The sequence below is a fragment of the Rhizobium altiplani genome, assembly GCF_001542405.1.
GTDB classification, from domain to species: Bacteria; Pseudomonadota; Alphaproteobacteria; order Rhizobiales; family Rhizobiaceae; genus Rhizobium; species Rhizobium altiplani.
Genome location: NZ_LNCD01000120.1, coordinates 23,139 through 42,756 on the forward strand (window position 1 = coordinate 23,139; position 19,618 = coordinate 42,756).

13 protein-coding genes and 2 pseudogenes are annotated in these 19,618 nt (G+C 61.7%); 6 read left to right on the forward strand and 9 right to left on the reverse strand.

The window, feature by feature from the left end; genetic code table 11:
* Positions 1-83: 83 nt before the first annotated feature.
* A pseudogene (locus AS026_RS27360) lies at positions 84-1,173 on the forward strand (IS5 family transposase).
* Complete coding sequence (locus AS026_RS27365; RefSeq protein WP_062373183.1) at positions 1,170-1,517, forward strand: hypothetical protein; 348 nt, start codon at positions 1,170-1,172, stop codon at positions 1,515-1,517. The pseudogene AS026_RS27360 and the gene AS026_RS27365 overlap by 4 nt, the downstream one beginning before the upstream one ends.
* Here AS026_RS27365 and AS026_RS27370 read toward each other — a convergent pair.
* Positions 1,514-2,680: a pyridoxal phosphate-dependent aminotransferase gene (locus tag AS026_RS27370; RefSeq protein ID WP_062373185.1), complete on the reverse strand. Its 1,167-nt coding sequence runs from the start codon at positions 2,678-2,680 to the stop codon at positions 1,514-1,516. The two genes, AS026_RS27365 and AS026_RS27370, sit on opposite strands and share 4 nt — an antisense overlap.
* Positions 2,681-2,804: 124 nt before the next feature.
* A complete protein-coding gene (gene mscL / locus AS026_RS27375; protein ID WP_062373188.1) occupies positions 2,805-3,248 on the reverse strand; it encodes a large conductance mechanosensitive channel protein MscL in 444 nt (147 codons plus the stop codon).
* Between the two features lie 216 nt (positions 3,249-3,464).
* On the opposite strand from mscL, the gene AS026_RS27380 reads away from it, so the two are divergent.
* Positions 3,465-6,968: a PAS domain-containing hybrid sensor histidine kinase/response regulator gene (locus AS026_RS27380; protein WP_062373192.1), complete on the forward strand. Its 3,504-nt coding sequence runs from the start codon at positions 3,465-3,467 to the stop codon at positions 6,966-6,968.
* Here AS026_RS27380 and AS026_RS27385 read toward each other — a convergent pair.
* Positions 6,928-7,527 (reverse strand): TetR/AcrR family transcriptional regulator, encoded by a 600-nt coding sequence (locus tag AS026_RS27385; RefSeq protein ID WP_062373195.1) that lies wholly within the window; start codon positions 7,525-7,527, stop codon positions 6,928-6,930. The genes AS026_RS27380 and AS026_RS27385 overlap by 41 nt on opposite strands.
* A gap of 134 nt (positions 7,528-7,661) precedes the next feature.
* Between AS026_RS27385 and AS026_RS27390 the strand changes: the two genes are divergently transcribed.
* Complete coding sequence (locus AS026_RS27390; protein WP_062373200.1) at positions 7,662-8,861, forward strand: MFS transporter; 1,200 nt, start codon at positions 7,662-7,664, stop codon at positions 8,859-8,861.
* A gap of 20 nt (positions 8,862-8,881) precedes the next feature.
* Here AS026_RS27390 and AS026_RS27395 read toward each other — a convergent pair whose 3' ends face one another.
* The 5 genes and pseudogenes from AS026_RS27395 to AS026_RS44675 all read right to left on the reverse strand — a co-directional run.
* Positions 8,882-9,286 carry a GFA family protein gene (locus AS026_RS27395; protein ID WP_062373203.1) on the reverse strand — a complete coding sequence of 135 codons (405 nt, stop codon included), beginning with the start codon at positions 9,284-9,286 and terminating at the stop codon, positions 8,882-8,884.
* 78 nt (positions 9,287-9,364) lie between these two features.
* Entirely contained in the window at positions 9,365-9,580 is a 216-nt protein-coding gene (locus tag AS026_RS27400; RefSeq protein ID WP_062373205.1) for a hypothetical protein, read from the reverse strand.
* A gap of 306 nt (positions 9,581-9,886) precedes the next feature.
* On the reverse strand, positions 9,887-13,720 hold the full coding sequence (locus AS026_RS27405; RefSeq protein ID WP_062373469.1) for a peptidoglycan-binding protein: 3,834 nt from the start codon (positions 13,718-13,720) through the stop codon (positions 9,887-9,889).
* 316 nt (positions 13,721-14,036) lie between these two features.
* Positions 14,037-14,738, reverse strand: a complete 702-nt coding sequence (locus AS026_RS27410) for an SDR family NAD(P)-dependent oxidoreductase (RefSeq protein WP_062373208.1) — start codon at positions 14,736-14,738, stop codon at positions 14,037-14,039.
* A 66-nt stretch (positions 14,739-14,804) separates the two neighbouring features.
* Positions 14,805-14,911: pseudogene (locus AS026_RS44675) on the reverse strand (Lrp/AsnC family transcriptional regulator); the annotation flags it as partial.
* A 139-nt stretch (positions 14,912-15,050) separates the two neighbouring features.
* Here AS026_RS44675 and AS026_RS27415 point away from each other — a divergent pair.
* The gene (locus AS026_RS27415) at positions 15,051-17,591 is read left to right on the forward strand and encodes an arylsulfatase (RefSeq protein ID WP_062373211.1); all 2,541 of its coding nucleotides are present in this window, start codon (positions 15,051-15,053) and stop codon (positions 17,589-17,591) included.
* A 152-nt stretch (positions 17,592-17,743) separates the two neighbouring features.
* On the opposite strand, the gene AS026_RS27420 is transcribed toward AS026_RS27415, so the two are convergent.
* A complete protein-coding gene (locus tag AS026_RS27420) occupies positions 17,744-18,202 on the reverse strand; it encodes an Lrp/AsnC family transcriptional regulator (protein ID WP_062373215.1) in 459 nt (152 codons plus the stop codon).
* Between the two features lie 122 nt (positions 18,203-18,324).
* Between AS026_RS27420 and AS026_RS27425 the strand changes: the two genes are divergently transcribed.
* Positions 18,325-19,614 carry a cystathionine gamma-synthase family protein gene (locus AS026_RS27425; protein WP_062373218.1) on the forward strand — a complete coding sequence of 430 codons (1,290 nt, stop codon included), beginning with the start codon at positions 18,325-18,327 and terminating at the stop codon, positions 19,612-19,614.
* Positions 19,615-19,618: the final 4 nt, after the last annotated feature.

Here is a 19,618-nt window from a genome sequence, read left to right on the forward strand (position 1 = left end):
ACTCCTAGCAGGCTGTTGAAAAAGGCATTGGCGCAAGGCTCCCGTCGTGATTCACGCGCTTTATTGCGATTTGGAGCTGATGGATGCGTGGCGGCGATGTGAGGACAGGCAAACTCTTCAGCTATGTGGATCTGGAGGCTCGTGTTCGAAAGATCATCCTCTACGGGCCATCCGGCAGATCGTGAACGAAACGCTCGTTTTATTGGAACAAGATTTTGCAGCGCTTTATTCACCGATCGGACGGCCGTCGATTGCACCTGAAAAGCTCCTGCGCGCCATGCTTCTGCAAGCCTTCTATTCGATCCGTTCCGAGCGACTTCTGATGGAACGGCTGGAATACGACCTTCTCTTCCGAGGGTTCGTCGACATCGGCATTGACGATCCCGCCGGGGACCATTCGGTGTTTTCGAAGAACCGCGACCGGTTGCTTGAGGGTGACATCGCTGCGAAGTTCCTGGGTGCAATCCTTTCCCAGCCCAAGGTAAAGCGGCTGCTGTCCACAGACCATTTTCCGTCGATGGCACGCTGATCGAAGCCTGGGCGTCGATGAAGAGCTTCAGGCCGAAGGACGGTTCGGACGAACCGCCGTCGGATGGCGGTTGTCGCAACGCGGAAGCAGACTTCCATGGCGAAAGGCGTTCCAACGAGACGCATGCATCAACGACCGATCCGGATGCAAAGCTGTATAGGAAGGGAAAGGGCAAGGAGGCCAAGCTGTCCTTCATGGGGCATGGGTTGATGCAAAACCGCCATGGTCTTCTGGCCAATGCTTACCTGACGGAAGCAACCGGTTATGCCGAACGCATCGCGGCTCTTCACGTGATTGAACCCTTCTGCGACCGGCCACAGGCAATCACGCTTGGTGCCCACAAGGCTTATGACACGAAAGACTTCGTTAAAGATTTGCGGTCGATGAAGGTGACGCACCACGTGGCACAGAACGTCAATGGTCGCCGCTCGGCTATCGACGGACGCACGACACGCCATCCCGGCTATGAGGTCAGCCTACGCATTCGCAAGCGTATCGAGGAGGCGTTCGGCTGGATCAAAATGGTCGCGGGGCAGGACAAGACAAAATTCCGCGGTCGCGACAGGGTTGGATGGGCTTTCACCTTCGCGGCAGCGGCGTATGATCTGGTGCGGTTACCGAAACTGATGGCGGTATCGTCATGAGTGGGGCGGGTTCAAACTGCAGGCTGATAGGTCGTTGGCGGATTGTAGCCGCCGACATCTGGGATCGGGATTATCTCGACCTGGTCGAGCCGGCGGTGATCACCATCACGCCAGATGGCTCCGGAGAAATTGCCTTCGGTGCTATGCAAGCTAACCTCGATATCGGCTATAGCGGATCATCCGTTTCCTTCACATGGTATGGATTTGACGAGATGGACGAAGTCTCGGGCGACGGTCATGCTGAACTGCTCGACGATGGCTCGGTCGAGATCACGTTCGCATACCACAACGGCGACGAGGCCATCCTCAAGGCCAAACCGCAGACTTTTTCAACAGCCTGCTAGAGCTTGAGGATATAGTCGCAGAGCCTGTCGGCCGCCATCTGGATCTGGGCCGGGTCGCGCAGGAAGCAGGCGCGCAGAAAGAGCTCGCCGCCAGCGCCGAACGCCGCGCCGGGTGCCAACCCGACACCCGTCTTGTCGACGATGTCGATCGCTGCCTTGCGGCTGTCGGTCACGCCGTCGATCTTGAGGAATGCATAGAGGGCGCCGTCCGGCTTCAGCGTCTCGACTCGGTTCGTTGCAATCAGCGCGTCGCACAGGATGTCGCGGGAGCGTCTGGCCTTGTCGATGTTCGACTGCACGAAGCTGTCGCCCTCATTCAGGGCCGCGGCCGCGCCGCGCTGCATGAACTGCGCCACGCCCGAGGTCGAATACTGGATGAGGTTCTCGAGCACCTGGCCGGTTTGCGGCGGGGCAACGATCCAGCCGACACGCCAGCCGGTCATCGACCAGTTTTTGGAGAAGGAGTTGACGAACATCACCTTGTCGTCGGGCACCATCACATCGAGGAAGGACGGCGCGCGACCGCCGGCAAAGTAATAGCGCGCGTAGATCTCGTCGGCCATGATCCAGAGATCGTGCTTGCGCGCGAGCGCCAGGATGGCTGCGAGATCATCCTTGGTTGCGGTCCAGCCGGTCGGATTGGACGGCGTGTTGATGAACAGCCCCCTGGTCTTCGGGGTGATGGCCGCCGCGATACGGTCGAGATCGACCGCCCACTTGCCGCCCTCGAAGGTCAGTTGCACGCCGACCGACCGGGCGCCGGCAATTTCCAGGGCGGCGGCGATGTTCGGCCAGGCGGGCGTCAGATAGACGAGCTCGTCGCCCGGCGAGGTCAGCGCCTGCACGGCGATCTGGATCGCCTGCATGCCGGAACCGGTGACATAGAAATGCTCGACCGGCAGGGAGACGTCGAAATGTCTGGCATAGTAGTCGGAAAGCGCCTGACGCAGCTCCGGGATGCCGCGCTGATAGGTATAAAAGGTCTCGCCACCCGACAGCGCTTCGATCGCCGCCTTGTTGATGAAATCCGGCGTCGACAGATCTCCCTCGCCGACCCAAAGCGGCAGGAGGCCGTCACGGCCACGGGCATAGTTGACAACTTCGACGATCCCGCTTTCTGGCGCCAGGAGCGCGCGCGGGCTAAGACTGCTGACTATCGACATACATCACTCCGGTTTGCGCCCATATAAAGCAAATAAGGCGGCAAATCCCATGACATTCGGTGATGCGATATCGATTTTCGTGATGGATGAGCCCCGCGCCCGTCGGCGAAGGCTCATAATCTCATCAGACGGCCGGACGCTTGGCCAGCAGGTCGCGAATTTCCGTCAGCAGCGCCACATCGGCCGGCGGCGCGGCCGCCTCGTCCTTGGCCTCCTTGATCTTCATCTGCTTGTCCACCTGCTTCTGGAGCGTATTCACGCCCTTGACCATCAGGAAGATGATCCATGCGAGAATCAGGAAGTTGATCAAAACCGTAATGAAGCTGCCATAGGCCAGGACCGCGCCCTGCTGGCGGGCTGCGGTCAGTGTCGGCGCGTTCACGCTGGACGACAGGCCGATGAAATAGTTGGAAAAGTCGAAGCCGCCGAAAATGGCACCGACGATCGGCATGATGATATCGTCCACCAGCGACCTGACGATCCCCCCGAAAGCGCCGCCGATGATAACACCGACAGCAAGGTCCATGACATTGCCGCGGGCGATAAATGCTTTAAACTCATTGAGCATCCGATCCGTCTCCCTCTGATGCAGTCGCACTGACAGGTCATTGTTTTTATTAGCTACATGTTCGATGCAATTATTCAATTGCCAATTACAAATTATTGGACCGGCGTGCGGTCTTTGACTTAAGACCTATACACCCGCTGATGTTCAAGGACGCCAAATTCCCGTAATCTGCAACTGTCCGGGAGAACCGGTGCGTGGTGCATCGGTGGAGGTTCAATGCTGCCAGGCTGGGTCATACTTGCATCTGCTTTCGGCTATCTGCTGCTGCTCTTTGCGGTCGCGAGCCATGGCGACCGCAGGCGTCGGATGTTCGGAACGCCCGTTGGCGGCCGCCCCGCGGTCTATGCACTCAGCCTCGCGATCTACTGCACCTCCTGGACGTATTTCGGTGGTGTCGGATTGGCATCGCAACGCGGGCTGGAATTCCTCGGCATCTATATCGGCCCGATCCTCGTCTTCACGCTCGGGATGCCGGTGCTGCGGCGGATCATCGGGCTCGCCAAGGCCGAGAAGCTGACATCCGTCGCCGATTTCATCTCCGCACGCTACGGCAAGAATCCGGCGGTCGCGACAATTGTGGCATTGATCTCGCTCGTCGGCGCCATCCCCTATATCGCCCTCCAGCTCAAATCCGTGTCGAGCACCGTGACGGCAATGCTCAACCCGTCGGATTACGGCATCGGCAGCGGCAACCTCTATTTTCTCGACCTGCCACTGCTCGTAACACTCGTGCTCGCCTGCTTCGCGATCATGTTCGGCACGCGCCACACGGATGCGACCGAGCACCAGGACGGGTTAATCCTTGCCGTCGCCATGGAGTCTGTAGTCAAGCTGTTTGCCTTCCTCACGGCCGGTGTCTGCGTGGTCTGGTTCCTTTTCGACGGTCCATCCGACCTCTGGCAGAAGGCCAGCGAAAACCAGCTCGTGCTCTCGGCCCTGAACTACCAGACCCCCATCAGCCGCTGGATCACGCTGACGCTGTTGTCCGCATTCGCGATCATCATGCTGCCGCGACAATTCCACGTCACGGTTGTCGAGAACAGGACGGCCCGGGAGCTTCGGCTGGCCGGCTTCCTCTTCCCTCTCTATCTCGTTGCCATCAATCTCTTCGTGCTGCCGGTGGCGATCGGTGGCCTGCTGACGTTTGGCGGCAGCGGCAATGCCGATCTCTACGTGCTTTCGCTACCGCTTACCGGGCAGATGCCCTTTGTCTCGCTGATTACCTTCATCGGCGGCTTTTCCGCTGCGACCGCCATGGTGATCGTCGCTTCGGTGGCGCTGTCGATCATGGTGTCGAACGACATCATCATGCCGATATTCCTGCACCGGAAGCTGGTCGATCGCACAGGTCAGCGCAGCGATTTCGCCAAGACGCTGCTCAACATAAGACGCAGTGCGATCTTCGCCGTACTGCTGCTCGGCTACGCCTATTATCGTTCAACAGACAGCACGACGGGGCTGGCCTCGATCGGCCTCCTCTCCTTCGCCGCGATTGCGCAGATGGCCCCTTCCTTGTTTGGTGGCCTTGTCTGGCGGCGAGCCAATGCGCGCGGTGCCATTCTTGGGCTGACGTCGGGCTTCGTGATTTGGGTCTACCTGCTGTTCCTGCCTTCGCTTGGCGGACCGGACTATTCGGGTGTCGCAAGCGCAGTCCTCGGTTTCATCTTTCCCGGCACGACGATCTTTTCGGCACCAGATGCCGATCCGCTTGTCAATGCCACGGTCATGAGCCTGCTTGTCAACACCGCCTCCTTCGTCGTCGGATCGGTGACCCGCAATGCGCGGCCGCTCGAACGCATCCAGGCCGGCATCTTCGTCAAGCGGCAGTCCCGCTCGCAGTTTGCCACGCGCGGCTGGAAGACCCGCATCAGCGTTGGCGACCTGAAGACGACAGTGTCCCGCTATCTCGGCGAGGAGCGCATGGAGCGCTCGTTCCAGACCTACCAGCAGAATTCGGGCCGCAAGCTCGAGGACGACCAACCAGCCGACATGGCGCTCATTCACTTTGCCGAACAGCTGCTCGGCAGCGCCATCGGCTCTTCCTCCGCTCGGCTGGTGCTGTCGCTGATCCTCCAGAAAGTGGAGGACGCCTCGGCCGACACGGCCTGGCTGCTCGACCAGGCAAGCGAGGCGTTGCAATATAACCAGGACATGCTGCAGACCGCGCTGTCTCAGATGGACCAGGGCATCGCTGTCTTCGACAGCTCGAACAACCTGACGATCTGGAACCGCCGTTTCCGGCAGTTGCTGGACCTTCCGGAGAATACCGGACAGGTGGGCTTCCCGCTCGCCGACATCGTGGCGATCCTCAGCCAGCGCGGCGATGTGCCAGCCGGCGACGTCAACCAGACCGTCCGGCACTTCCTGACGCTGGACAAGCCCTTCGCGCTGGTGCTCGGCGGCGGCGAACGCATCATCGAAGTGCGCTCCAATGCGATGCCGGACAAGGGCATCGTCGCAACCTTTACCGACATCACCCAACGCGTCGCCGCCGACCGAGCGCTCAAGCAGGCGAACGAAACGCTGGAACAGCGCGTTGCCGAGCGGACGGCGGAACTGACCCGCGTCAATCGCGAACTCGGCGAAGCGAGAGCCGCCGCTGATGAAGCCAATCTAGGAAAGACACGCTTCTTCGCCGCTGCCGGCCACGACATCCTGCAGCCGCTCAATGCGGCCCGGCTCTATTCCTCGGCGCTTGTCGAGCGCATGGGAAAGTCCGAAAGCAGTGCGATCGTTCGCAACATCGATTCCGCGCTGGAATCGGTCGAAACCATCCTTGGCGCGGTTCTCGATATTTCGCGGCTGGACACCGGGGCAATGCGGCCACGCCTCGCCTCCGTGCCCCTCTCTGACTTGCTAGAGCGGATCCAAACCGACTTCGAGCCGATCGCCCGTGAGAAAAACCTGAAGCTGGTGGTGATGCCAACCTCGCTTCGGGTCCGCTCTGATCCCAACCTGCTTCGCCGCCTCGTGCAGAACCTTGTTTCCAACGCGATCAAATACACGATCGACGGAAAGGTGCTGGTTGGTGCGCGTCGGCGCGGACATCACGTCGTCATCCAGGTGATGGATTCCGGGATCGGCATTCCGCCTTCGAAGTTCCGGACGGTCTTCAAGGAATTCGCCCGTCTCGACGAAGGCGCCCGGACGGCTTCCGGATTGGGCCTCGGCCTCTCGATCGTCGATCGCATCGCGCGTGTCCTCAATCACCCGGTTGAACTCCACTCGACACACGGCAAGGGCACGGATTTCCGCATCATCATGCCGCGCGACGCGTCGCGACTACCCGAGCGATTGGGCGCTGCCCAGCCGTTGGAGCATTCGGCGCAGAGCCTGCAGGGATTGAAGATCCTCTGTGTCGATAACGAGCCGCATATTCTGGAAGGCATGCAACTGCTGATCAGCGGCTGGGGCTGCGAGGTGCGATGCCTGGGTTCGCTGGCCGATGTCGGCGCGCTCGATACACTCCAGCCGCCGCCGGATCTCGTGATCGCGGACTATCACCTCGGCGACGGTACCGGCGTTTCTGCCATCCTGACGCTCAGGGAGCGTTTCATGGCGTTCATTCCGGCGCTGATCGTCACGGCCGACCGCACGCCGGAGGTCCGCGCCGAAGTCGAGCGGCACGGCATTGGGCTGCAACACAAACCGGTGCGCCCGGCGGCGTTGAGGGCCTACATCACGCAGATTTCCGCCCAGAAGCGCGCGGCGGCGGAGTGACCGCCGCCCCCTTCGCCATCACGCCGGACACGAGGCCGCGCACACGCTCGGCGGTTGGCTCGTCGCCGAAAAGAATGCGGTAGATGATCGGCGCAACGACCTGATCCATCACGCTATCGACCGGCGGAAAGCTCTCGCCGCGCGAGAGCGCCCGATCGCTCAGCAGTTCCACCTGCTCGCGGGTGAAGGCGCAGCACTTGGCGGCATTGGCGTTGTCCTGCGCGGCCAGCACGTCGCGAATAATCTCGCGCCCAACGCCGGAAGACATCTCCTCGGCATACTGTTCCGCCCAGGCTTCAAGATCGCTTCGGCCGCTGCCGGTGTCGATCGGCTGCATGTCCGGGCGCAGGCGCTCGACGGCGACGTCGGCCAGCAATTCCTGCAGGTCGCCCCAGCGACGGTAGATGGTCGACGGGGTAACGCCGGCCTTTGCTGCAATCAGCGGGATCGTGACGTCTACCCGGTCCATGTCAGCAAGCAGTTCGCGGACTGCCTGATGCACTGAAGCCTGCACCCTGGCACTGCGGCCGCCCGGCCGGGGATTTTCTTTTGCTGCCATTTTCTAACGTCCTGTTTCCTGCGCCGGCGCATGGTTCAAAATCTTTGATCGAGCTGTTAACGCAAATTATTTGCTTTTAGCGGCAGGTCGACCTACATGGCTAACGCAACAAATTAGCTTTAAGAGGCTTATATATGTTCGGCGCCGCCAAATCCACACCGACCTCTCGTAATCCGATCCCCTTCCATGCAATTACGCTGGCAACCTTCTTCGGCGCTTCCGCAGCGCCGACGCCGCTCTATCGAATCTATCAGGAAAGCTTTGCGGTCTCGCCGTTGCTGATCACAGTGATCTTTGCGGTCTATGCCTTCGCGCTCCTGGCAGCACTGCTGATAGCGGGCTCGATCTCCGATCACCTCGGCCGCAAGCCGGTGATCTTCGCCGCCCTGATGTTGGAGATCGTCGCCATGGCGTTGTTCGTGGTGGCAAGCGGCCCAGACTGGCTGATCGCGGCGCGGATCTTGCAAGGCCTGGCAACCGGGATTGCCGGCGCCGCGATTGGCGCGGCACTGGTCGACGTCGACCGGGCGAAGGGCCAGATCGTCAACTCCATCGCACCGCTCTCCGGCATGGCGGTGGGTGCAGTCGGCACAAGCGCCCTGATCCAGTACGGCCCCTTCCCGCTCCACCTCGTCTATGCCATCCTGCTCGCGGCTTTCGCCGGCCAAGCCGGCGCCATCTGGGTGACCCCGGAGACAGGCGGCCGTCGGCCGGGCTTCTGGAATTCGTTGAAGCCGACAATTTCGATTCCGCCGCAGGTAAAACGGCCGCTCGCCTTGGTAACGCCAATCAACATCGCCAATTGGACGCTTGGCGGCTTCTACCTCTCGCTGGTTCCGTCATTGGTTGCCAGCACGACCGGCAGCCGGGCGCCGCTCACGGGCGGGTTGATCGTGACGGCGCTGATGGTGTCGGGGGCGGTTGCTGTCTATCTCAGGCGCAGCAAATCCGGTGCGGCCAATCTCGGCTTCGGCACGGCGGCAACCACACTTGGAATTCTGACTGTTGTCGCCGGCGTCCACCTCGGCAACGTTCCGCTGCTGCTCGTCGGCACCTTCTTTACCGGCGCCGGTTTCGGTACAAATTTCCTCGGGTCGATCGGCACGATCATGCCGCTCGCCAAGGCCGACGAGCGCGCCGGCCTGTTGTCGGCTTTCTATATCCAGAGCTATCTGGCGTTTAGCCTTCCGGCCATTCTCGCCGGCTTCCTCGCCAAGTCTCTCGGCTACCAGCTGACCACCGATCTCTACGCAACGGCGATCATTCTGGTGACCGGCGCCGGGCTTCTCGGCCTTCGCGCCGAACGCAGCAGGGCTGCGAGGCTGCCTGCCTGAGACTGGAACCCTGAAGGGGCCTAGAGGTAACTCGTAACCGCCGGCTCATTCCACCAGTTGTCGTGGCGCCCATCCATGTAGCGGATGGGTAGCGCGGCAAGCTCCTCCGGCGTTATGTCGTCGAGGCAGGCGATGTTGATTGAAACGTAGTCGCCGCCGATCTCGGGAATATGGCCATGCCCGTAGGCATGCAGGCCGCAGATCCGGCAGAAGCGGTGATGGCCGCTCATCGATGCGAACTGGTAGTCACCCGCCGCTGCCTCCTCGCACAGCAGGCGGAAATCCTCAGGCTTGACGATCGCGCCCCAATAGCGCCGCTTGCCGCAGACCGAGCAATTACAGCGGCCGGTACCGGCCCGGAGATCGGCATCGACCTCGTAGCGGATTTTGCCGCAATGGCAGCTGCCCGTGTAGGTTCTCTTCATGGGGTTCCTCCTCCGCCCTTTGCAACGGCCGGAGTCGCCGAGCTTAGCCGAAGGCCACCGCGTCCAGGCAAGACAAAATCAGGCTTCCTGCCCCGCCTGCAGTCTGTTGGGACTGATCGAGGCTGCATGCGCTTCAAGAATGGCGGCAGCGATAACTTTCTGAAGCTCGTAGACCAGCGTGCGCGACCGCTTGCGATCCAGATCTTGCGCCGCCTTCGCAAGATTCAATCCCTCGTTCAGGACAATATGGTGAGCTCGCGTCAGCGCCCAACTCTCAATATCCAGACCTATCATTCGGAATCTCCGCCAAATCATTCAGCATCCAAGATATTCACGAATCACGATACGCAGAGCACTTACGCAGCAAGAAGAATCATAGTTGCAATATTTTGCAAATAGCGTTTGCGAAAGAAATACACGTCGAGTGCGAAATTACTCTGCTCGAACCGCGATAAATGCAATCGTGCCATTCTCGGCCCGACGAACTGAATTCAGAGCCTGTGCTCATAGATATTCGGCGAAGCTTGTACGGACCTGCACGCCAAGCGCGTATCCGCGTCGATCTCTCATGCGCGGCATGGGAGATCGACAAACCTTTGGTCAGACCTTGGTGGCAGGACCCTTGTTGCGCGCCAGCAGGGCCTTTACCGTATCGTCGTTGATCTTCCCGCTCGGCTCCTGGCCGATCGATTTCTGGAAGTTCTTGATCGCCGCAACCGTCTTCGCGCCCATCTCGCCGTCCGGCTGGCCAGCGTCGAAGCCGTTGTTGTTGAGGATCGCCTGGATGTTGCGGATCGCCTTCTTCATGTCGACAGTCGAGGTCTTGGTGGCATTGCCGACCCACTCGTCGGGAAGATCCACGCCATTCGCCTTGCTGTCGAGCGGCACAGCCTTCCACTGGTCAACCTTGGCACGCGCCTTCTCAAGCTGGTCCGGCTTCATGGCTTTCGCAACTTCTTCGCGCTTCTGTGCCGCGTCCTTGTCACCGCCCTTGGCGGCAATCGCAAACCACTTGTAGGACTCGGTCAGATCCTGCGTGACCCCATTGCCGCGGGCGCAGAGGATCGCCAGGTTGAACTGGCTGTCGGTGATGCCGAGGTCGGCCGCCTTGACGAACCAGTCCGCGGCCGCCTTGTAGTCCTGCTGGCCGAGCGCGCCGGAGGCATAGAGCACGGCGAGATTGTGCATCGCGCTGGCGTTGCCGCGATTTGCCGCCTGGTCGTAATACTGCTTCGCCTTGGCGATGTCGCGGTCGACGCCTGTGCCCTTCTCGTAGATGTTTCCGAGGCGATACTCCGCCGGGCCGAAGCCCTTGTCGGCGGCGAGCTGATACCAGCTTATCGCTTCCTTCGGATCGGCGGCGACGCCGGCCCGGCCTTCGCTGTAGCGGGCGCCGATTTCAAACAGCGCCAGCGGATCGCCGCTCCTGGCGGCATCCGCGAGCGACTTCGGCTGTACCGTGTCGGGAATGGCAATGCCGACTGTTTCCGCCACCGGAGCGGCAGGCGTCGTCGCCATGCCGGCAGCAGCCGGCGCCGTATCCTTGGCAACGAAACCGGAGGCGTCCTGCGGAGCGCCGGAGGGCGCGAGCGGGGCAACCGCGTCGCCGGTCAGCGGTGCGGCGGCCGTCAGATGGTCGGGTGCTGTCGGCGCCGGTGCTGTATCGCTGCTCGCAAGCGGCGCGGCCAGTGTGTCCACGGCTGGGGCTTCCGCGGCTGGGACCTCCGGAGCGGCTACGACGGCCTGGTCGGGCGCCGTCTCGCTGTCCACCGGCAGGGCATTGCTGGATGAATCGGTCAGCACCGCGACTTCGGCTGATGGCGCCGGCTGGCCGCTCGTCAGCGTGCGGGCAAGCGGGAACGCCATGATCGCCAGCAATACGGCGCCGACGGCAAGCAGGATCGGACGGCGGAAGCGCGAGAAGGCGCTTCCCTTCACCGCATCCTTGTCCTTTGCCTTCTTGTCGGCCTTGGCTGGCTGTGGCTTGGCGCTCGGTTCTGTCTCCATCGCAGCAGCCTGCGCGGCGCGGCGGGCTGCGGCGATGTAGTCCGCGCGCTCGTTTTCCGTTGCCGGCTTCGCATTCACGCGGGCGGCGTTCTGGCTGGCGCGCACGCGCTCCAGGATCTTCTTGACATCAGGCGCGCCGGAGCCGGGCTCCAGTGGCTCATTGGCAGCTTCCGGCGGCATCACATCGACCGGATCGATGGAAGGAGCCGGGTCGATGAGCGTGCGTTCTACGGTAGCGGCTTCAGCCTTGGCCTTCTTGCCGGGCAGCAGGCGCTTGCCGAGGCCAGCAAGCAGGCTACCCTTGGAAGGAGCTGCGGATGATACGGGCTTCATTGCCGCTTCTATCGCGACCACACTGGTGTCGGTCGTCGCCATGACTGGTACGGCGGGCGCTTCGTCGGCGACCTCGGGCTGACTGCTTGCCGAGGCGCGGGTTCCGAAAACCACCGGCTTCTGTGCTTCCTCGGCGCCGGCCTGCATCATCGTATACGTATCGACGGCGAAATCGACATCGGCCGCCGGCATTCTCGCTGCCGGCCTTGCGACCGCGCGGTCTTCCATGGTGTCCAGTCGCTCGGCGATCTGGACGAGCGTTTCGTGCAGGGCCTGGAAGGTCTTGTGCGTGCGCTCTTCGCTGCTGCGGCTCAGGTCTTCGAGTTGACGCAAGTCTTCGGCAAGCGCATGGAGCGCTGACATATCAGCCGCAGCCGGCGCGCCACCTTGCAGGGCACCGTTTCTTGCATAGGCTTCGACCACCGCTTCCGCCGCCTGGCGGGCAGCCTCGATGATGTATTCGTCGCTGGTCGCCATGTAATCTTCGATCGCGCCCATGCGGCGATCGAATTCCGCCGGCAGTTCGGCAGCCGGCCGCGGCTCGCTCATAAGCGCCGAAAGGTTTGCGATCTGGTCCTCGAGGTTGCGCAGCGCATGCGTATCAGCCGCCGGTGCCGCGGTGCTTTCCTCCAGGCGCGCGACGATATCGCCGAGCCGGCCTTCGATACGCCTGATAGCGCTGTCATCTACGGAAGCAACGACAGGCTGAAGCGGCTGGAAGTCCATCTCGTCGATGCGGCGCGCGAGATAATCAAGGCGCTGCGCAAGCGCATCGTTGACCGAGCCGACTTCGAGTGCATCGATCTTGCGCGAGATATCTGCGAGTGCACCGGTCAGTTCCGGCTGTGGCGCAGCCTTGTGGCTACGCTCGAGCAGGTAAGACAGATGCTCCAGGCGCTCGTCGAGGCGCGAGGTGGCCTCGGCGTTGGCGAGTTCCTCGACGCGCAATGTCAGGGTTTCCAACCGGTCCGCCAGGGCATCGGTCGGGGCAGCCCGGCTCGCGACGCTGTGGCCCATCATATCGATCTGCTCGCCCAATGCGTTCAGGCGGCCTTCGAGACGATGCATCATGGCCGGATCGCCGCTGGCGGCAGCGCGGCCGGTTGCCGCGATAGCGCGGCTGATTTCGTCGAGACGGCTATCCATTGCCGCAAACTGCTCGGCCATCGCCCGATCGTGCGGCTGGATCATGCTGCCGAACTGCTCCATCGCCGTGGCAATGGAAATAAGCTTGTCCTCCAGCGCGCGAACGGCGGGGCTTTCCCCCATGCCGCCGATATGGCGCTTGATATCGTCGAGCCGGTAGGCAAGCGCCACAAGCTCCTCCTGCAGGCCGGCGGTGTCGAGCGCATGCAGCTGGTTCTCGAAGCCGTCCCAGCGGGTCTCCATGTGGCGAATGGAATCCTCGCGGGCGAGCCCGTCCATCAACGAGCGGAGCTCTTCGAACTCGCCGCGCAGCCCTTGCGCCTCAGGCGCGCTGGAGCGGCTGGCAAGCTGATCGATGCTGCTTGCGAGGCGGGTCATATCGGCACGGATGTCATCGGCGAACCGGTTGTCTTCCGCGCCGACCTTGATGCTGCGGATTTCCTCGCGCAATGCGTTCATTTCGCGCGTCACTCCGTCGGAGATGTCGCGCTTCAGGTCCTGGCGAAGATTGACGAGCGCTTGCGCGATCTCGGTCATCGTGTCTTCCGCGGGGCGATAGGCCGGTTGTGCCGAGGCCGGTTGGGGAGAGGAGGGACGCGGCGCGCGTTCGGCAACAGGGAGCGGCGCACGCGACGGAGCCGGCTGCTCGCGCGTGTAGGCGGCGGGTTCGCGTGCAACAGGACGTTCCCGGCTTGCTTCCAGGATGCGCTGGCGCTGGCGAATTTCTGCGAAAGGATCCGGCCGCGCTTCGGCGGCATTGGGCGCCCGGGCTGCGTAGAGATCGGCGTAGATGTCGCGCTCCGGCGCCGGCACGCGTTGGCGCTGGTCGCGAGCACCCGCACCCATCAGACCCTCGATCCTCGCCTCCAGGCCTTCGATGGTGCGGTTCAGCGCATCGAGGGAAGCCCTGTCGGAAAGCCGTGGGGAATTTGATCGCGATCCGTTCATCTTCTTGCTCGCTTCATCTGTCCGAACCCTTGTCAGGCCGATCATTGGCTTCCGTCACCGCCGCATCGGAATGCGGGCGAGAGCACCGTTCATGAAGGGATAATCAATTAGACTTTCCTCAACCTGTACGGCGTAGCGGCATTCCGATGAAACGCGAGACTGAAAAAAGGAATGCAAGTCGCCAATGCTCAAACAGCACCTTTCACGAAACGTGGTAAATAACCCGTTAACCGGCGTGAGATTTTTTAACTTTTCAGGATTTTCAGCGATTTGCGTGCTGAAATCGGGCAGTCCCCTGAAAGGCTCAAGACGGAGATCAGAACGATTCCGTCCACGGCCGAACCTCTATTTCCTGCGACCAGGCGCTTCGGTGCTGCAGCAAGACATCGATGTAGGTCTGTGCGATGGCATCCGGGTCGAGCGTCGCATCCGGCTTGGCCGGGTCTTCCCGGCGCATCTCGGATCGGATTCCGCCATCAATGATGAAATGGGCGACGTGAATGCCCTTCGGCCCCAATTCACGGGCAGCGCTCTGGGCAAGGCCCCGAAGGGCGAACTTGCCCATGGCAAACGCGGCGGACTGGGCATATCCCTTCACGCTCGCCGTCGCCCCGGTAAGCAGGATCGCTCCGCGCCCCTGGGGGATCATGCGCCTTGCGGCCTGCTGGCAAACAAGGAAGCCGCCATAGGCGCTGACCGCAATTGCCTGTTCGACGGCGGCCGGATCGAGTTCGGCCAAGGGACCACGCAGGCGGCCGCTGGCGTTATAGATGACAACCTCCGGATCACCGATTTCCGCCGCGACCACGTTGAAAAGGGCGGCGACGGACGCCGGCTGGGCGGCATCCGCCGCAAACATCCACGCGCCGATTTCACCAGCAAGCCTGCTCAGCTTGTCGATATTGCGTGCCGCCAGCGCGACCTTGACGCCGCGCCCCGCCAACTGACGCGCAAGCGACGCGCTGAGGCCCGGGCCTGCACCGACGATGAGAGCGGAACTGTAAGGAAACACGGTCATAGCTGTCCTCCGGTCGTTGTCGACGAAACCTGCGGCGCAGGTAAGCATCAAGCTTGCCTGCGGATACTACACCCGCCGCACCTGGATCGTATTCATCTCAAAGCTGGTCTCGATCGTATCGACCCATTTCAGGCGGGCGATCTTTCCTTGATAAACCGCCGCTCCTCGAGGCCGGCCTAGACTACTCCACCATTGTGCTAATGCCCCACGCGCATGGTTTTGGCCTCGCTCTCGTGATATCTTCTACCAGAAGTAAACGAACCGCTTGGAATGAAAGGGAGTTCGATTTTGGGCTAGTTGGAGGGAACCGTCATGAAACTGACGAGACTGATGTCACTGGCTTCCGCGGTAGCAACATTGGCTCTTGCTACAGGAGCGGCATATGCACAACAAGTCACCGGAACACTGGGTGCGCCGAGTGCTACGACAACCATCGATGGCAGGCAGCTGCCGGCGCCGGACCCGAGTTTCGGCGGCACGATCACCAACGATGCTCTCAGTTCGAAACCCTGGTGGGCGCCCCGGATCGTGCCGCCGAAAGGAGCGCCGAACATCCTGCTGGTCATCACGGATGACGCAGGCTTCGGTGTGCCGAGCACGTTCGGCGGCGTTGTTCCGACACCAACCATGGATCGCGTCGCCGCCAATGGCCTTCGCTACAACAATGTCCACTCGACTGCCTTGTGCTCGCCGACCCGCGCGGCCCTCATCACCGGACGGAACCATCATTCCGTCGGGTTCGGCGTGATCTCCGAGCAGTCGACGGGTTTCCCCGGCTATAATAGTATCATCCCCGAGGACAAGGCCACCATCGGCCGGATCCTGCGCGACAATGGTTACGCCACCTCCTGGTTCGGCAAGGACCATAACACCCCGGCCTTTGCCGCCAGCTCGATCGGGCCGTTCGACAAATGGCCGACTGGCATGGGATTCGAATATTTCTACGGTTTCGTCGGCGGCGACGCGAACCAGTGGCAGCCGAACCTGTTCCGCAACACCACCCAGATCTATCCTTTCGAGGGCAAGCCGGGCTGGAACCTCGTGACCGGCATGGCTGATGACGCCATTGATTATCTCACTCGCCTCAACCAGACGGCGCCTGACAAGCCTTTCTTCATGAAATACGCGCCCGGCGCGACACACGCGCCTCATCACCCGACGAAAGAGTGGGTGGAGAAGATCAGCGCCATGCATCTCTTCGACCAGGGCTGGAACAAGCTGCGCGAGCAGATCTTCGAGAACCAGAAGAAGCTGGGGGTAATTCCGCAGGACACGCAGCTGGAGCCCTGGCCCTCCAGTATCCTCAAGAACTGGGACGATCTGAAACCAGAGGACCAGAAACTCTTCATCAGGCAGGCGGAGATCTATGCCGCCTACGCCGCCTACAGCGACCACGAGATCGGGCGCGTCGTCCAGGCGATCGAGGACATGGGCAAGCTCGACAACACGCTCGTCATCTACATCAACGGCGACAACGGTACGAGCGCGGAAGGCGGCCCTCTCGGCACACCGAATGAGGTGGCGTTCTTCAACGGCATCAATGAAATGCCGACCGATGTACAAATGAAATGGTATGACGTCTGGGGTACCGAACAGACCTACAACCACATGTCGGCGGGCTGGTCTTGGGCCTTCGATACGCCCTTCTCCTGGTTCAAGCAGAACGCCTCGCGGCTCGGCGGCGTCGGGCAGAACATGGCAGTCTCCTGGCCGGCACGGATTACCGACAGGGGTGGCTTGCGCGAGCAATTCATGCACGTGATCGATGTCGTCCCGACGCTGCTTGAGGTAACAGGCATTCCGGCGCCGGACATGGTGGACGGCATCAAGCAGGCGCCGATCGAGGGAACGAGTTTCGCCTATACTTTCGACAAGGTGAATGCCAAGGCGCCGACTCGCCACAAGACGCAGTATTTCGAGATGTTCGGCCAATGGGCCCTTTACAATGACGGCTGGCTGCTCAGCACCAAGGTCAACCGTGCTCCCTGGGAAGCCTTCGGCACCGCCAACCCGGACCCGCTGAACAACCAGGTCCTTCAGCTCTATGATCTGAGCAAGGATTTCAGCCAGTCGCAGGACGTCGCCGCTGAGAATCCCGACAAGGTCAAGGCGATGAAGGATCTCTTCCTCGCCGAGGCGAAGAAATACCAGGTCTTCCCGATGGACGCCTCGGTCGCCGCACGCATCGTCGCCCCGCGCCCGAACATCACGGCCGGCCGCACCGAGTTCACCTACACGCATCCGATGACGGGCCTGCCGCAGGGCGACTCGCCGTCCCTGCTCAACAGCTCCTACACGATCACCGCCGACATCGACGTGCCACAGGGGGACGCTGAAGGCATGATCCTGACTTCGGGAGGCCGCTTCGCCGGTTACGGCTTCTATCTTCTCGAAGGCAAGCCGGTGTTCCTCTGGAACCTGGTCGATCTGAAGCGGGTGAAATGGCAAGGGCCGGATGCGCTCACTGCCGGCAAGCATATGCTCGAATTCGACTTCCAGTATGATGGCCTCGGCATCGGAACGCTCGCCTTCAACAACATGAGCGGCGTCGGCCGATCGGGCACCGGCACACTCAAGGTGGACGGCAAGGTCGTGGATACCCAGAAGATGGAACACACCCTTCCCATGATCCTGCAGTGGGATGAGGCTTTCGACGTCGGTTCCGACACGCTAACGGGCGTCAACGATGCCGACTACTCGCCGCCCTTCGCGCTGACTGCCAAGCTCAACAAGCTGACGATCAAGGTGGATCGCCCGACCTTGAGCGAGGACGACATCAAGAAACTCGAGGATGCGCAGGCGGTGGCTGTGGACGGCAGCCCGATCCACCACATGCAGCCTGCGCCGCAATGATCGCGTTGAAGCACGCCGGCCCTGCGGGCACCGATGTCAGCCATCCGCCTGCAACATGCGGCGTCTAACGAAATAGATGCCCGGATCGTGACAAGTCGACTAGGGGCTGCGCGCGCTTCGCCCTTCGGGCGACGTGCCCAAGCTTGCGGATACTACACCCGCCGCGCCTTGATCGTATTCATCACGAAGCTTGTCTCGATCGTATCGACGCATTTCAGGCGGGCGATCTTTTCCTTGATGAACCGCTCGTAGTCGTCGAGGCCCGAACTCATCACCTTCAGCAAGTAGTCGCGCGATCCGGTGACCAGATGGCACTCCAGTACCTCGTCCCACCCGCGAACCGCGCTCTCGAACATCTGGATTTCGTCCTCGTGCTGGCGGCTGAGCCGAACCGACGCCAGCGCCGTCATCGTCCAGCCGTCAATGGCGGGATCGACGAGCGTCGTGTAGCCCTGAATGATGTCAGCATCCTCCAGCCGGCGCAGGCGGCGCAGGCAGGCTGATGCGGAAAGGCCGACGCGCTCGGCAAGCTCGTTGTTGGGAAGGCGAGCGTCGCTCATCAGTTCCTTGAGGATTTTCCGATCCATATCGTCAGCAATTTTCTGCGTCACAATTCGCCATTCTCCGCACTAAGTTGCTTTAGAGAGCATTGCCGCGCGGCAAATAGCAAGAACAGTCCTCGTGTTCTGATATAATTTGCGAGCATCACGCCGCATCTCTCGAGGAAACGACAATGACCGCACCGCATCCTTCCAAGACTCATATCGGCAACCACGCCCTGCATCCCGAAACGCAGATGCTGAACTATGGCTACGATCCGGAATTGTCGGAAGGGGCGGTAAAGCCACCGGTGTTCCTGACGTCGACCTTCGTCTTCAAGTCCGCCGAGGACGGCCGCGACTTCTTCGACTACGTCTCCGGCCGCAAGGAGCCGCCCGCCGGCAAAGGTGCAGGGCTCGTCTATTCGCGCTTCAATCATCCCAACAGCGAGATCGTCGAGGACCGGCTTGCCGTTTACGAGCGAACAGAAAGCTGCGCCCTATTTTCGTCAGGTATGTCGGCGATCGCCACGACGCTCTTGGCCTTCGTTCGTCCCGGCGATGCCGTGCTCCACTCCCAGCCGCTCTACGGTGGAACGGAAACCCTGCTGGCCAAGACCTTCCTCAATCTCGGCGTTGCGGCGGTGGGCTTTGCCGATGGCGTCAGCGAGGCATCGGTGCAAGCGGCTGCGGAACAAGCCATGGCCAAGGGCCGGGTGTCTGTCATCCTTGTCGAGACGCCAGCCAACCCGACAAACAGCCTCGTCGACGTCGCAATGATCCGCCGTGTCGCAGAAAGGATCGGCAGGAAACAGGGACACACGCCTGTTATTGCTTGCGACAACACGCTGCTTGGCCCCGTCTTCCAGCGGCCGATCGAGCACGGCGCCGATATCTCGCTCTACTCGCTGACCAAGTATGTCGGTGGCCACTCGGACCTGATCGCCGGCGCCGCACTTGGCTCGAAGGCCGTCATGAAGCAGGTCAAGGCGCTGCGCGGCGCCATCGGCACCCAGCTCGACCCGCATTCCTGCTGGATGCTCGGCCGCTCGCTGGAGACCCTGCAGATCCGCATGGAGCGGGCCAACAACAACGCCCGCGTCGTTGCCGACTTCCTGCGCGAGCATCCAAAGGTCGAGGGGATCCACTACCTGCCCTATCACGACGCCAGTTCGCCCGTCGGGCGCACCTTCGCGGCGCAGTGCAGCGGTGCGGGATCAACCTTCTCGTTCGATATCGTTGGCGGCCAGCCGGCCTCGTTCAAGTTCCTGAACGCCCTGCAGATCTTCAAGCTCGCGGTCAGCCTCGGCGGCACGGAATCGCTAGCCAGCCATCCGGCGACGATGACGCATTCGGGTGTGCCGGCCGACGTTCGCCAGCGGATCGGCGTCCTGGAATCGACCATACGCCTGTCGATCGGCATCGAGCATCCGGACGATCTCGTCGCCGACCTGCAACAGGCATTGGACGCCGCGCGAACTTAGAGCC